This window comes from Pseudomonas sp. SG20052, assembly GCF_031766055.1.
In the GTDB taxonomy this organism is placed as follows: domain Bacteria; phylum Pseudomonadota; class Gammaproteobacteria; order Pseudomonadales; family Pseudomonadaceae; genus Aquipseudomonas; species Aquipseudomonas mandelii.
This window is the reverse complement of record NZ_CP134498.1, coordinates 4,189,493-4,204,022: the sequence shown is the minus strand read 5'-3', so window position 1 is coordinate 4,204,022 and position 14,530 is coordinate 4,189,493. Positions and strand designations below refer to the sequence as shown.

Genomic DNA, 14,530 nt, shown 5'->3' with positions numbered 1-14,530 from the left:
GAGTTAGTTGCTGTCACTGTCTTTGTTGTCGACGCGGTAGCCGAAGCTGAAGCCCACGCCCTGGAACAACACCACGTCTGCCAGTTGCCGCGCGAGCTCACCGGCGCTCGCCAGTTTGGTCTTCGGCACATAGAGCATGTCGTCCGGTTGCAGGTACGCAATCTGCGACGCATCGCCGGCCAAAGCCTTTTCGACGTCGTAGCGCACGGCCTGCACCTGGTTGCCATTGCGGCGCATGATCATTACCGAATCGAGCCGCGCCTTGGTGTTGCTGCCACGGGCCAGGGTCAGCGCTTCAAGCACCGAGACCGGCCGGCGGATCGGGTAGGACCCCGGTTGGCCAACTTCGCCCAGCACATAGATTTCGTTACCCGCCGTGGACTTCAGCAGCACGTCGACGGTCATCCGCCCCGGCAGCTTCGCGTAGCGTTGGTTGAGGAAGGTTTCCAGTTGATTGACGGTCATGCCTTGCAGCGGCACGGCGCCGATTTCCGGGAAGCTGGCGTAACCGTCGGTGCCCACGGTGATCTCCCGGCTCATGCCTGTAGCGGGGTGGTTCAGGGCACTTTTGAGGTTCGACTCGTTGCTCAGCGGGCTGATGACCTGCACGGACAACTGGTTGCGGTTCGGCTGGAACAGCTGTTTGCGCTGGTAGGCGCGCTGGATTTCCTCACGCGCCTGTTCGGACGTCAGCCCGGCGATTTTCACCGAGGTGTTGGCGCCCGGCAGTTCAATGGTGCCATCGGGCAGCACCAGCTGATTGCCGTTGAGCTGGCTGGCAGCGGTGAAATTCAGGCCGATCTGGTCGCCGGACTGGATGCGGTAGGCGTCCGAGCCGCTGGTGCTGATGTGAAAGATCACGTCCAGCACATCCTGTGGCCGCAAGGTCTGTTCGACCTTGGGCATGTCAGTGGCCTGGGCGTTGGCCGGTGAGGCCGTGAGGATATTCACCGGCATGTTCTGGGTTTCGGAAGTGCTGGAGCAACCTGCAAGCGGCAGCAACAGCAGGACAAGCATTTTGGCGTTCATGTCGTCATCCTTTTCTGATTGCTCACAGGTTTTTGTAGAGCCATTTCGGCATGTAGTACTTGCGCCGGTTGAAGACGCTGCCGACCAGTTTCGCGCCGGCCTGGGTCAAGCGCTGAACCGCCGCCTGGGCTACTTCCCAGCGCGTGTCTTCGGAGCGCACGACCATGATCACGCCGTCCACCTGGGTACTGATGATCATGGTGTCGGCGGCGGAATACACCGCGTCGCCGTCGATCACCACAAAGCGATACTGACTGCCGAGCTGATCGAGCAACGGGCCCAGGCGTTCAGGGGTCAGGTGCTCGGTGCCACGCACATACCGGCCGTTGGGCAGGATGTGGAAGGGCAGGCTGGAGACGTTCACCACGCAGTCCTGCAGCAGGGGCGGGCTCTGGGTGTTGAACAGCAGGTCGCGAAAACCGCGCTCCTTGGTCAGCCCCATCTGTTGCGTGAGGTTGGTCGATGACTGACTGGCATCGACCAGCAACACTTCGCCGCTGCTCATTTTCGCCAGCTGACTGGCCAGCGCCAGGGCACTGGTGGTGGTGCCGGCGCCGGGGTTGGCGGCGGTTAGAAATAGGATCCGCAGATCTTGATCGAGCACGGTCGAGGTCAGGTTGGACTCGCTCGGGTTGGCAATGCTTAGGCTTTTGGCTGATGAACCGTCCATTTAACTCGCTCCGTGGCCGCTGAATACTTTGAAGGGGGTTTTCAACAGGATCTTCAGATCAAGCAACAGGCTCTGCTCGGCGATATAGCTGAGGTCCAACTCAACGCGCTGGTCGAAGTCGATGTTGCTGCGCCCGGAGATCTGCCACAGGCCGGTCATGCCGGGGTAGATGCTCAGGCGTGCAAGGTGATTGTCCTTGTAGCGGTAGGCGTTGAACGAGGTTGGCCGCGGGCCCACCAGGCGCATGTCGCCCATCACCACATTGATCAGGTTCGGCAGCTCATCCAGGCTGCTGCGCCGCAGGAAACCACCGATGCCGGTGATGCGCGGGTCCTTGTCGATCTTGAAATCGATCGCGTCGGCTCCGTGCTTGTTCAGGTGACGCAGGGACTCTTTAAGCTCCTCGGCGTTGGCCACCATGGTGCGGAACTTGTACATGCCGAACATGCGACCGCGGTAGCCCGTGCGTTTCTGCACGAACATCACCGGTCCCGGGCTGCTGAATTTGATCGCCAGTGCCAGGCCCAACAAGATGGGCGAGATCAGCAGCAGAATCACCAACGCACCGAGGCAGGCGACCACGCGGTTGGTGCGCGACAGCGTCCAGGGGCGACCGCCGTCACGGCCGGTCATCCAGCCACGACCCTGCATATGGATCGCGGTGTCGAGGCGCATTCGGTGCTCCGGGTCCAGGCGCTTGTCTCGGCGCATCTGTTGCATCGGCACCGTTTTTTCATGTCCAGTCATAGAATCCTCCGCTGAAGTTCAGCCGCTAGCGGCGCGTGGGCGATAGGCAGTGGGTAGTAATCGCGGAACCAGGCGATGAAGCGCCCGAGTCCTTCATCCAGCTCGATACAAGGCTGAAATCCGGTTGCCCGAGCCAGGTCGCTGGCATCGGCGCAGGTGTTGAGCACGTCGCCTGGCTGCAGTGGCAGCAACTCGACGAGGGCTTTTTGTCCAAGGTGTTTTTCCAGCAGCGCCAGGTAATCCTTGAGTTCCACCGGGTGCTGGCCGCCGATGTTGAAGATCCGCCACGGCGCCATGCTGCTGGCCGGGTCCGGTTGTTCACGGTCCCATTCGGCGTTGGCTTGCGGTGGACGGTCGATCAGGCGTGCGATGCTCTCGATGATGTCGTCGATGTAGGTGAAATCGCGCTGGTGTTCGCCGTAGTTGAACAACTTCAGTGGCTGCCCTTCGGCAATCGCCCGGGCGAACTGGATCGGCGACATGTCCGGCCGACCCCAGGGCCCGTACACGGTGAAAAAACGCAGGCCGGTGCAGGGAATGCCGAACAGGTGGCTGTAGCTGTGGGCCATCAGCTCGTTGGCTTTCTTGGTCGCGGCGTACAGCGACAGCGGATGGTTGACGCCGTCCTTCACTGAGTAAGGCGTGTGCTGGTTTGCGCCATACACCGAACTGGACGAGGCGTAGACCAGGTGCTTGACCGGGTGGTTGCGGCAGCTTTCGAGAATGTTGAGGAACCCGCTCAAATTGCTGTCGAGGTAAGCCCGTGGGTTCTCCAGGGAGTAACGCACCCCGGCCTGGGCCGCGAGGTGAATCACCACCTCGGGCTTTTCACGGACAAACAGGGCCTCGATGGCGGGACCGTCGGCCAGGTCAACCGTCGCGAGCTGGAAAGCGCCAACCTGCTCCTGCACCCAATTCACGCGGTCGTGTTTGAGTTGCGGATCGTAGTAATCATTAAAATTGTCGAGGCCGAACACCTGATGCCCGTCACGGATCAACCGCAACACGCAATGGGCACCAATGAAACCGGCCGCTCCGGTGACGAGAATCTTCATGGCCGCGGCGCCTCGGGAACGATGTGCCGCAGGCCGATGCCGCTGTAGTGCAAACCGGCGGCCGCTACCTGTTCCGGGTTGTAGAGGTTGCGACCGTCGACGATCACCCGCGAACGCAGTTTGCTTGCCAGCAATTCAAAGTCGACCACACGGAAGTTTTTCCACTCGGTGCAGATCACCAAGGCGTCGGCGTCCTCCAGCGTGTCGTCGCGGGTGGCGCACAGGTGCAGGTCATTGCGGTAGCCGTAGATGCGTCGGCATTCGGACATGGCTTCCGGGTCATAGGCCTGCACGCTCGCGCCTTCAGCCCATAACGCATCCATCAGGTAACGGCTGGGGGCTTCGCGCATGTCATCGGTGTTGGGCTTGAACGCCAGGCCCCAGATCGCGATGGATTTACCGGCCAGCCCATCGGGGAATTGTGCTTTCAGTTTGCTGAAAAGAATGTGGCGTTGGCTGTCGTTGACGTCGGTGACGCTACGCAGCAAGCGCAGCGGCATGCCGTTGTGTTCGGCGGTATGCAGCAGGGCACGCAGATCCTTGGGGAAGCACGAGCCACCGAAACCGCAACCTGGGTAGATGAAGTGGTAACCGATGCGCGGGTCCGAACCGATGCCTTTGCGAACCGCTTCGATATCGGCCCCCAGCAGCTCGGTGAGGTTCGCCAGTTCGTTCATGAAGCTGATGCGCGTGGCGAGCATCGCGTTGGCTGCGTATTTGGTCAGCTCGGCGCTGCGGTTGTCCATGAACATGAGCTTTTCATGGTTGCGGCAGAATGGCGCATAGAGCTCGCTGAGCTGGCCGCGGGCTTCCTCGTCGTCGGTGCCGACGATGATCCGGTCCGGGCGCATGCAATCGGCGAGGGCGCTGCCTTCCTTGAGAAACTCGGGGTTGGAGACCACCCGCACATTGAGGGTGCTCTTGCCGCGACGAAGCAGTTCTTCGTGGGCGGTGGCGGCCACCTGGTCCGCGGTGCCGACCGGCACGGTGGACTTGATGATCAGGGTGCGATCGGCCTCCATGTAACTGGCGATCTGGCGGGCCACATTCAGTACGTGACTGAGGTCGGCCGACCCGTCTTCATCGGCGGGCGTGCCGACGGCGATGAAAATCAGCTCGGCGTGTTCGACCGCATCGCTGGCCTGGGTCGTGAACAGCAAACGGCCGGCCTTGATGTTCTCTTCCAGCGTGCCGGATAACCCCGGTTCGCTGATCGGCGGCACGGCCTGTTGCAATTGCTTGATCTTGTTGGGATCGATGTCGACACATAAGACACGATGTCCGACATCGGCCAGTGCCGCTGCTTGTATCAGGCCGACGTAGCCCGTACCAAATACGCTCACGTCCATATTGGCGTGCCTCGTAAGACGGTTGAAAGAACTGAAATAAGACTGTCAAAAGGGGTATAGCCCAGCGTTGGGAAAACGTGTCAGCAAAATGACATGTTGCGCAGCTATAACAGCCCCATTTTTGGGGCGTTTTGCCATCAAGTGCTTGCCACTGCTGGATTTGCCGCGGTTTTGACGGGTTTTTCACAATTCGAAGAAAACGATAAACGGTCGTAGGGCTTGAAACACAAGGGTTGTAGCCGGTCAGGTGTGTCAGATTTGAGTCAACGTTTTTTTGACGCTTTGTGTAAAAACCCGACATTTCTTGCGCTTTGATGGCCCGGTGCTAGTGTCAAAAAATGGCTGACAATCTATTGGCCAACGGACGGCCGCGAGCATCGGAAATACTATGATTCGATATCTCAAAGAACTGCTCTTAGTTCTCTATTTATTCAAAAATTACGACTATTACCTGGAGCGCCTGAGCGCGTTGGGAATGAGTTTGCCGGTGCTGCTGTTTGGCGGGATGTTTATCGGGCTGACCGTGGCGCTGTTCATGACCGCGTACATTCGCCAGACGCTGATCCGTCATCTATTTGCTCTGATGATGTTTGTGTCCGCCGTGTTTTTCGATGTCTATACCCGCGTCACGGCCGACTACCTGACCTACAGCAGCTTCGTGTCGCTGGTGTATTCCGGCGGGTTCATTCAGGAGGCGGCGTACCAGTACCGCGACGCGATCATCAGCGGGGTGGTCGGCGGCTTGCTGCTGTTGTTTGGTATCGGGCTCAAACCGCGTCGGCGAATGCCGCTGCCCGGTGCGTTGCTGGTGGCGGCGCCGGTGCTCGGAGTGCTGCTGCTCAGTGCGGTGTTGTTCGTGCGAGCCGGCGAAGGCGCCCGTGGCCTGCCGATCATGTACACGCCGCTGGCCTACTTGAACCTGTTCACCTATGAAGCCCTGCACAACACCGTCGGCCCACGCGAGCCTGTGAGCCTGGCGCGCAACGACGCGCCGCCGGGGCACGACATCGTTCTGATCATCGACGAAAGCATTTCCGGCAACTACCTGGACATCAACGCCCCGTTCGGTGTGCACAGCAACCTCAAGGAACCGCGCCCGGGCGTCTCGATCTTCAATTACGGTTACGCCGCGTCCATTGCCAATTGCAGCGCCGACACCAACATCACCCTGCGGTACGGCGGCACCCGCGCCGACTACATGCGTATCAACAGCACGATGCCGTCGATCTGGCAGTACGCGAAGAAGGCCGGCCTGCGCACCGTCTACATCGATGCCCAGCGCACCGGGGGCAACTTGCAGAACCTGATGAACGACGCCGAGAAAAAGGACATCGACGAGTTTGTGCAATTCGACCAGGCCAGCGTGCGTGATCGCGACATGGCGGCCGCGGCGAAACTGATCGACCTGCTCAACGACGGCAAGCCCGAGCTGGTGGTGATCAACAAGGTGGGCGCGCATTTTCCGGTGCATGACAAGTACCCGGATGCGTTCATGGCCTATCGTCCGACATTGCCTCGGGGGCAGTTTGTCGAGATCGCGGACACCGGCAAGCGCGATGGTTTCAACGGTCAGCCGGATGACTGGGTGCTCTACCGCAACGCCTACAAGAACACCTTGCTGTGGAACGTCGGGGAGTTTTTCTCACGGGTGTTTGCCCAGGCAGACATGAGCAATGCGCTGCTGATCTACACCTCGGACCATGGGCAGGACCTGCATGAACGGGGCAATCCCGGGTTGAATTTGCACTGCGGCGGTGATCCGGTGGCGGAGGAGGGCTTGGTGCCGCTGGTGGTGATTCAAGGGGATCAGTTGCGCACGCTGGATTGGCAGAAAGCGCTGGCCGCGAACAAGGATCGGTCGAGTCACTACAACATCTTCCCGACATTGTTGCAGTTGATGGGCTATGACCTGGCGGGGATCGAGGCGGTTTATGGCAAGCCGTTGAGTGTGCCGACGGCGGACGACTTTACGTTCAACTATCGGTTCAATGCGCGGCTGGGGGCGAAGCCTGAGTGGAAGTATATTGATCTGAACAGCATTGTGACGCCTTCGCAGGCGCCTACAAATGTTGCTGTGGGGCAGTGAGGTTTTTGGTTGACTGATCCGGCCTCATCGCGAGCAGACTCGCTCCTGCAGGGGTGTGTGTCGTTCAAAAGTCCCCTGTGGGAGTGAGCCTGCTCGCGATGGCGTCAGCCAGATCAGAGAGAAGTTTTCGGATGTACTCTCGGCTATCCTAGGCGCTCTGACTTCAGCGAGCCTCCCTTCATGCTTCAGGTCCAAGGCGTCTTTAAAAGCTACGCCACTCCGCAAGGTCCTTTGCCGGTGTTGCAAGGTGTCGACCTGACATTGAAACCCGGCAGCAGCCTGGCGCTGATGGGTGAGTCGGGCAGTGGCAAGAGCACCTTGCTGCACTTGATCGCCGGCCTCGACAAGGTCGATCGCGGCAGCATTCAAAGCGGCGAGCATCGGCTGGACCAGATGAACGAAGGGCAGCTGGCGAACTGGCGACGGACTGAAATCGGCCTGGTGTTCCAGCAGTTCAACCTGATCGGCAGCCTGCGGGTCGAGGACAATCTGGCTTTTCAGGCACGCCTGGCCGGGCGGCATGATCCGCGCTGGCAGGCGCACCTGGTGCAGCGGCTGGGCTTGAGTGATTTGCTGCGGCGTTACCCGGAGCAGCTCTCCGGTGGGCAACAGCAGCGAGTCGCTTTGGGCCGCGCCCTGGCGTCGAAGCCCAAATTGTTGCTGGCCGACGAGCCCACCGGCAGCCTCGATGAAGCCACCAGCGATGAAGTGTTGAAGTTGCTGCTGGAATTGCTCGACGACAGTCCGACCACCTTGTTGATGGTCACGCATAGTCATCGCGTTGCCGCACGGCTGGCGGAGAAGGTGGTGCTGCATCGCGGCCGTCTGGCTGGCGCGGGCGAACACTGAGGTGCGCGTCTTTCGCGAAACGCTGCGGGCGTTGCTCAGCCATTGGTGGCAGCACCCGGTGCAATTTTTCAGTGTGCTGACCGGGCTCTGGCTCGCCACCAGCCTGCTGACCGGTGTAGAGGCGCTGAACAGCCAGGCGCGTGAAAGTTATGCGCGAGCCAGTCAGTTGATCGGCGGTGAACCGCAGGCCAGCCTCAGTGCGCCCAGTGGCGCGACTTTTTCCCAGCAAGTGTTTGTCGACCTGCGACGCGCGGGCTGGCCGGTCTCGCCCGTGCTGCAAGGGCGGGTGACGCTCAAGGGCCATGAGGAGCAACGTCTGCAGCTGATGGGCATCGAACCGGTGTCGCTGCCGGCCGGCTCGGCGGTGGCGGGGCGGTCGTTGGCGATCGAGCAGATTGTCGAATTTTTCACCCCGCCGGGCCGCACCTGGATCTCACCGCAGACCTTGCAGGCGTTGGGTCTGCACGAAGGTGAACGGCCAGTGAACTCTAATGGCGAGATTCTGCCACCGCTGCACGTCCAAACCGATATGGCCCCCGGCATGTTGCTGGTGGACATCGGCTTCGCCCAGCAGATTCTCGGCCTGCCGGAGCAACTGTCGCGCCTGTTGTTGCCCAAGGATTTCAGCGCCGCACTGCCCGATCAATACAAAGGCCAGTTGCAGCTCAAAACCAGCGGTGAAGAAAACAATCTCTCGCGGCTGACGGAAAGCTTTCACTTGAATCTCGATGCCTTGGGTTTTCTGTCCTTCGTGGTCGGCCTGTTCATCGTTCACGCCGCGATCGGGCTGGCGTTGGAGCAACGTCGAGGCTTGCTCAGAACCCTGCGCGCCTGTGGGGTCAGCGCCCGAATGTTGATCACCTGTCTGGTGGTTGAACTCGGAGCACTGGCGATGATCGGCGGTATTGCCGGCGTCGCCAGCGGCTACCTGCTGGCCAGCGTATTGTTGCCGGACGTGGCCGCCAGCCTGCGCGGTTTGTACGGCGCCGAAGTGGCGGGGCAGTTGAGCCTCAGTCCGTGGTGGTGGTTCAGCGGGGTGGGCTTGAGCCTGCTGGGTGCGCTGCTGGCCGGGGCCAACAGTCTGCTGCGGGCGGCGCGCCTGCCGTTGCTGGCCCTGGCCGATCCGCAAGCCTGGCATCAGGCTCACGCGCGCTGGTTACGGCGTCAGGGTTGGGTCGCGGCACTGGCCGCTGTCATCGCGCTTATCGCCTTGTTCCGGGGGGACAGCCTGGCCAGTGGTTTTGTGCTGATGGCAACTCTGCTGATCGGTGCCGCACTGGCCTTGCCGGTGGTGCTGAATCTGGTCTTGAACCTGGCACTGAGCCGCAGTCATTCGGTGCTCGGCCAATGGTTTCTCGCCGACTGCCGTCAGCAACTGCCGGCGCTGAGCCTGGCGCTGATGGCGCTGCTGTTGGCGCTGGCGGCGAACATCGGTGCCGGCAGCATGACCGCCGGTTTTCGCCAGACCTTCAACGACTGGCTCGAACAACGCCTGACCGCCGAACTTTACGTCAATCCGCAAAACCCGGCCCAGTCCCGAGAGCTGCACAGCTGGCTCAAACAGCAACCTTCATTGACTGCCGTGCTGCCCAACTGGCAGGTATCGATCCAGCTGCAAGGCTGGCCGGCGGATATCTTCGGCGTGATCGATCACCCGACCTATCGCCAGCATTGGCCGCTGCTGGAAGCCTTGGGCGACAATCCTTGGGACCGTTTGGCCAAGGACGATGCGCTGATGCTCAGCGAACAACTGGCCCGCCGGTTGAAGGTGCGGCTCGGCGATCATTTGACCATCCCCACACCGGGCGGCCCGTGGTCACCTCGGATCGTCGGGATTTACGCCGACTACGGCAATCCCAAGGGGCACCTTCTGGTGAACGCCAACCATTTGCTGCGCGGGTGGCCGCAGCTCACGCCCAATCGTTTCAACCTGCGCATCGAGCCCGCGTTGATTGCACCATTCCTCAAAACGCTGCAAAGCCGTTTTACCCTGGACGACAGCCGTATCGTCGATCAGGCGCGCCTCAAGGGCTGGTCCACGCAGGTGTTTGAACGCACCTTCGCCGCCACCGCGGCGCTCAACAGCCTGACCCTGGCCGTCGCCGGTGTGGCGTTGTTCATCAGCCTGCTGACCCAAAGCCAGAGCCGCCTCGGCCAACTCGCGCCGCTGTGGGCGCTGGGCGTGACGCGCCGGCAATTGATGCTGCTCAACCTCGGACAAACCTGGCTGCTGGCGGTGCTGACGCTGGTGCTGGCATTGCCGTTGGGGATCGCGTTGGCGTGGTGCCTGGACACGGTGATCAACGTGCAAGCGTTTGGCTGGCGATTGCCGTTGCGGGTGTTTCCGTTGCAGCTGCTGCAATTGATGGGGCTGGCGTTGCTCGCAACGTTACTGGCGTCGGCGTGGCCGCTGTATTCGCTGTACCGCACGCAACCGGCGGATCTGCTGAGGACGTTTGCGCATGAGGATTAAGGTCGGCGTATTGCTATTGGTTTTGTTGAGCGGCTGCGACAACCCCGCGCCTGACGAGAAGGGCTTCGCAGGTCTGGGTGGTGACGCCTCCGTATTCACACCGGTAGTGCCCGGGCGAGAATTCAGCTTCCCGGCAGATCACGGTCCTCACGATGGCTTTCGCATCGAATGGTGGTACGTCACTGCCAATCTCAAGGACGATCAGGGCCGCGAGTTCGGCGTGCAATGGACGTTGTTTCGCAGCGCGTTGAAAGCTGTCCCGGAGCAGTCGGGTTGGGGCAATCATACCATTTGGCTGGGGCACGCAGCCGTGACGTCGGCAACGGCCCATCACGCGGCCGAACGTTACGCCCGTGGTGGCGTGGGTCAGGCAGGGGTGAGTCTCGCACCGTTCAATGCCTGGATCGACGATTGGCGCTTCAGCAGCCAGGGGGCCGACGCCTTGGCGGACCTGCAACTCAGCGCGCGGGACAAGGGCTTCAGCTACCAACTGCGGCTAACGTCCACCCGCCCGCTGGTGCTTCAGGGTGACAAGGGTTTCAGTCAGAAATCCGAACAAGGGCAGGCGTCGTATTACTACAGCCAACCGTTTTTCCAGGCCAGCGGCGCGCTGGAAATCGACGGCAAGACTTATCAGGTCAGCGGTCCGGCCTGGCTCGATCGCGAGTGGAGCAGTCAGCCGCTGACTGCGAACCAGACAGGATGGGACTGGTTTTCGCTGCACCTGGACAGCGGCGAACAGGTCATGCTTTATCGCATGCGGCAAAAGGACGGCGCGCCTTACCTCACAGGCACGTGGATCGATGCTCAAGGCCAGGCTCAGTCATTGCACGCCTCGGACATCAGCCTCACACCGCAAGACACCGCCAAAGTCGCCGGGCGTGAAATGCCGGTGCGCTGGGCGATCAAAATCCCGGCCAAACACCTCGACATCTCCATCACCGCCCTCAATCCCAACGCCTGGATGGATTTGCGCATTCCTTACTGGGAAGGCCCCGTGCAATTCAACGGCGGCACGGGTTATCTGGAAATGACCGGGTATTGAGTCGGAACTCTCGGTTCGGCGACGGCCTCCTAAGTTAACAAGCCCATTCAATGGAGCCCGTCATGAGCGAAGACCTCAAGCCACCTGACCTCGATGCCTGGCAGCGCCTGTTCGAAGACAAGGCCTACTGGCAGCAATCCCCCGACGCCCACTACAGCGAACTGCTGCGGGTGGCCGACGACTTGCTGGGGCAGGGCGCCATTGACCTGGAACAGTGGCAGACCTTGAAGGCCAAGGCCGAGCAATCCCACAAAGACTCGCCCGCGGTGAACGTTGCACAAGAAGTCGATGATCCCGAAGCCTGAGGAGAACCACCATGAAACCCCAATCCCCCGACACCGCCGAACACACTGACGAACCGCGACCACCCGGCGAAGTCGAACGCGACAACGATGCCCTGCGCCCCACCGATCCGACCCGGCGCAAGGAAAGCGGCAAGGGCACGCAAAGCGGTGAATCCACCGCGCAAGAAACTGCAAAAAATCCCTGAACTGCGTCTATGCTGAGTTGCACAGTCGGCGCTGACCCTCGGGCCAGAGCCGTCTGCTGCCACCCAATCACAGGGAAAGTATGCTTATGAAACTCCACGCACTGACGAAAGCCATCACCCTCGCTACCTTGCTGTCTGCCACCAGCCTTGGCGCCATGGCTGCGGATATTCCGCTGTCTGCCGTTGTGGAAGCGGATCAAGTCACCACCAAAGTCGTCTCGGTCGACGCGGCTAATCACCGGGTTGTCCTGGAAGGGCCGGAAGGTCGTCAGGTCCATGTACAGCTGACCGATAAGGCGAAAAACCTCGGTAATCTGAAAGTCGGCGATCAAGTCGACATCAAGGTCACCAGTTCTGTCGCCGCCTACCTCGACACCGATGTCGACAAAGGCTTGCCAGGCACTGTCGAGCGCACCGGCGAAGTCCGAGCCGCCCCCGGCAGCGACAACCCGGGCGGCCAAGCCTACCGCCAGGTGCAGGTTCAGCTGAAAATCACCAAAATCGACCTGAAGAAGAACCAGCTGACCTTCGAAAACCCTGCTGGTCAGTCCAAAACCATCGACGTTGTACGGCCCGAAGTTCAAGCAAAATTGAAAGACCTGAAAGTTGGACAGAGTGTCGTCGTGACCTACACCGATATCCTCACAGTGACCAGTAAACACTGAAGTTGAGTATTAGCTCTATATATTGATTGTTCTCGTACAGTTTTTTTGTATAAGAACAATCAGTTTTAATGGTCGAACTGGTGAGTTTTTGTTGTCGTACAAATAATATTTAAGATGACATTTAATTAATGTTGTATCGATAAATTTCATGATTATGTATGCGGACAACTTCGCCAACTTCCATTAAAATACTTCCCGTTCGCCCAGTGGCAAGGCTCTTTACCAGTGCATGGATTGCCGAGGCCATTACACTGGGCGAACACCTCCCGGGTGCGATACGCACCTGCAGCAATACATCAACGCCGAATCCCGCTTGCCGTTTCGCTACCTCAAACACACCTCCAAGCTGACCCGTAAACTCGGCAACTCCGATATTTTGCGCTGCAACACAACAAAGTCATCAACCTCAAACAGGCCGTGTCATCAATTACGGCATAGTCATCGCGTCGGGTGAATACTTTTCCCTCTGCCGCCTGGTCGGCCGACTGACCCGCAAACGCGGTTACGTCGAAGGTATGGACCTGTCATTTGGTAGCCATTCAGTCGCCGCTTTTAGTGGTGGAGCGGTCAAACCACAGCTTCGATCGGTTTCCTGATGAAGGTCGGGTACTGCCATTCGGTTCAGGGGCGGCGATTTTTTATAACTACGTTGATCTGGTATTGCATAACCCGACGGATCGGCATTTTCAGTTGAAGTTGAAGTTGAACGTGGGCGAGCAGCAGTTGGAAGGGGAATTGTTGTGTGATCGGCTGCGGGGGTTTTTGGTATCACATTTATCAGGTTGGCATCGGTTTTTGCGCGAGGGTGGGCGGGTGTTTCGGGGGAATGAGATTTGGCGGGAGGTGCGGAGTAAAGGGCAGGGGAGTGAGGTGTTGGGGAATGAGCGGCTTTATAGGAATTGGGTGGTTGTTAAGTGTGAGGTTGGGGAGAGTTTGTTGGTGGTGAATGGATGAAAAACGGGTGATCATAAGATCGCCCGTTTTTTGTTTGTTTAAGTTCGTGCCTGTAATCGTCGACCGATGACATCCAGCAAATCGCAGCCGTCGCGTAGTTGAGTTGCAATTACCTGAGCGAAATCCCGCAATAGCGTGGCTTCGCCAGTGAGTGATTCATTCAGTGCCATTGATTCCAGCAGTTGGGTCACGCTGCGGATTCGATGTGCCGCCGTGTCATGCAATACGTCGAGGGGAGCTTCAGCATCAATTAGCAGGGAAGGGATCATGCAGTCGATGCCGGTGATGGGCATGTATCGAGCCATGGCTGATTCTCCTTTCTCTCAAGACTCAGTGCCCGACGGAACGTCGGACGCCTCGCCGGGTGGATCGAGGTTATCCAGCGCTCGGTTTACCAGCAGCTCGCCCAGGACGGCCAATTGCTGAATCGACAGCGCGAGGCTGCGGTGTGAACCCTCGAGTTCACAGGCCAGGTCAGTGGTGAGAACGTTGAGTGAAGCGAGGGTTTCGCAGGCATGACTTAGCAGGGTTTCGGTGTCGATGTTGGGGAGGATGGTGAAGACGTGGCTGACGGGGTCAGGTTTTTTTGGGTCGCGGAGGCGGGCGCTGACGGCGCGTTGGGTGGCTTTGCTTAGTTCTATCGTGTCTAGAGGGGCAGCCGAATCCGAGAGTCCAGGGGGATTTTGGGTGATCTTTTTCATGGTGAATCTCCTTGATCAAATGGAGCTACCACTACTCGCTGTCAAACAAGGGTGGCAGCTGTGCGCGGGTTGACAGACCGAGGATCAAGGAACCCGGCGCACCCGAAGGTGCCCCACGCACAGCCGCCATAATACGGAACGGCGGGCATAAAAAAGTGCCAACTGTTCACATGACGGCACTTGCATGCCTTGATAACGTTCGGTCTGTCAAAACCGGTCACTAATATGCAGCGACTGTCGAAGGTTATCGGCATGGGAAGCTGAGCGCAAGTTCGAATATACGCCGTAGCTTGCAGGAAATCTCCGACGTGACTGTCAGATGTATTGAAATCAAATGGGACGGATCTCGGGACAGATTTATTTTCGTGGTTACATAGAAGATAAATCCGTCCCCCTTTTCCTTTATAGGTCGCTGCT

15 protein-coding genes are annotated in these 14,530 nt (G+C 59.5%); 8 read left to right on the top strand and 7 right to left on the bottom strand.

Features of this window, described 5'->3' with window-relative positions; all coding sequences use genetic code 11:
* Positions 1 to 3 precede the first annotated feature (3 nt).
* The 5 genes from RHP74_RS19280 to RHP74_RS19260 are packed head-to-tail and all read right to left on the bottom strand — an operon-like array spanning position 4 to position 4,850.
* On the bottom strand, positions 4 to 1,029 hold the full coding sequence (locus tag RHP74_RS19280) for a polysaccharide biosynthesis/export family protein (protein ID WP_010455623.1): 1,026 nt from the start codon (positions 1,027 to 1,029) through the stop codon (positions 4 to 6).
* 22 nt (positions 1,030 to 1,051) lie between these two features.
* A complete protein-coding gene (locus RHP74_RS19275) occupies positions 1,052 to 1,699 on the bottom strand; it encodes a CpsD/CapB family tyrosine-protein kinase (RefSeq protein ID WP_010455621.1) in 648 nt (215 codons plus the stop codon).
* On the bottom strand, positions 1,700 to 2,446 hold the full coding sequence (locus RHP74_RS19270) for a sugar transferase (RefSeq protein ID WP_010455619.1): 747 nt from the start codon (positions 2,444 to 2,446) through the stop codon (positions 1,700 to 1,702).
* Positions 2,443 to 3,501 (bottom strand): NAD-dependent epimerase, encoded by a 1,059-nt coding sequence (locus tag RHP74_RS19265; protein WP_010455617.1) that lies wholly within the window; start codon positions 3,499 to 3,501, stop codon positions 2,443 to 2,445. Before RHP74_RS19265 ends, RHP74_RS19270 begins: the two co-directional genes overlap by 4 nt.
* Positions 3,498 to 4,850, bottom strand: coding sequence for a UDP-glucose/GDP-mannose dehydrogenase family protein (locus RHP74_RS19260; RefSeq protein ID WP_010455615.1), 1,353 nt, complete (start codon positions 4,848 to 4,850; stop codon positions 3,498 to 3,500). Before RHP74_RS19260 ends, RHP74_RS19265 begins: the two co-directional genes overlap by 4 nt.
* A 388-nt stretch (positions 4,851 to 5,238) precedes the next feature.
* Here RHP74_RS19260 and RHP74_RS19255 point away from each other — a divergent pair, with 388 nt between their 5' ends.
* The 8 genes from RHP74_RS19255 (at position 5,239) to RHP74_RS19220 (ending at position 13,412) form a co-directional block, all read left to right on the top strand.
* Entirely contained in the window at positions 5,239 to 6,936 is a 1,698-nt protein-coding gene (locus tag RHP74_RS19255; protein ID WP_311096111.1) for a sulfatase-like hydrolase/transferase, read from the top strand.
* A gap of 180 nt (positions 6,937 to 7,116) precedes the next feature.
* A complete protein-coding gene (locus tag RHP74_RS19250) occupies positions 7,117 to 7,785 on the top strand; it encodes an ABC transporter ATP-binding protein (RefSeq protein WP_077749058.1) in 669 nt (222 codons plus the stop codon).
* A 1-nt stretch (position 7,786) separates the two neighbouring features.
* Complete coding sequence (locus tag RHP74_RS19245; RefSeq protein WP_311096110.1) at positions 7,787 to 10,258, top strand: FtsX-like permease family protein; 2,472 nt, start codon at positions 7,787 to 7,789, stop codon at positions 10,256 to 10,258.
* Entirely contained in the window at positions 10,248 to 11,303 is a 1,056-nt protein-coding gene (locus RHP74_RS19240) for a lipocalin-like domain-containing protein (protein ID WP_311096109.1), read from the top strand. Before RHP74_RS19245 ends, RHP74_RS19240 begins: the two co-directional genes overlap by 11 nt.
* A gap of 62 nt (positions 11,304 to 11,365) precedes the next feature.
* Entirely contained in the window at positions 11,366 to 11,608 is a 243-nt protein-coding gene (locus tag RHP74_RS19235) for a hypothetical protein (protein WP_145308208.1), read from the top strand.
* 11 nt (positions 11,609 to 11,619) lie between these two features.
* Positions 11,620 to 11,793: a hypothetical protein gene (locus RHP74_RS19230; RefSeq protein ID WP_311096107.1), complete on the top strand. Its 174-nt coding sequence runs from the start codon at positions 11,620 to 11,622 to the stop codon at positions 11,791 to 11,793.
* A gap of 86 nt (positions 11,794 to 11,879) precedes the next feature.
* On the top strand, positions 11,880 to 12,458 hold the full coding sequence (locus tag RHP74_RS19225; protein ID WP_311096105.1) for a hypothetical protein: 579 nt from the start codon (positions 11,880 to 11,882) through the stop codon (positions 12,456 to 12,458).
* A 528-nt stretch (positions 12,459 to 12,986) separates the two neighbouring features.
* Entirely contained in the window at positions 12,987 to 13,412 is a 426-nt protein-coding gene (locus RHP74_RS19220) for a VanW family protein (RefSeq protein ID WP_311096104.1), read from the top strand.
* A 38-nt stretch (positions 13,413 to 13,450) separates the two neighbouring features.
* Here RHP74_RS19220 and RHP74_RS19215 read toward each other — a convergent pair whose 3' ends face one another.
* Positions 13,451 to 13,717, bottom strand: coding sequence for a hypothetical protein (locus RHP74_RS19215; protein ID WP_311096102.1), 267 nt, complete (start codon positions 13,715 to 13,717; stop codon positions 13,451 to 13,453).
* 18 nt (positions 13,718 to 13,735) lie between these two features.
* A complete protein-coding gene (locus tag RHP74_RS19210; RefSeq protein ID WP_311096101.1) occupies positions 13,736 to 14,113 on the bottom strand; it encodes a DUF6124 family protein in 378 nt (125 codons plus the stop codon).
* Between the last annotated feature and the right edge of the window lie 417 nt (positions 14,114 to 14,530).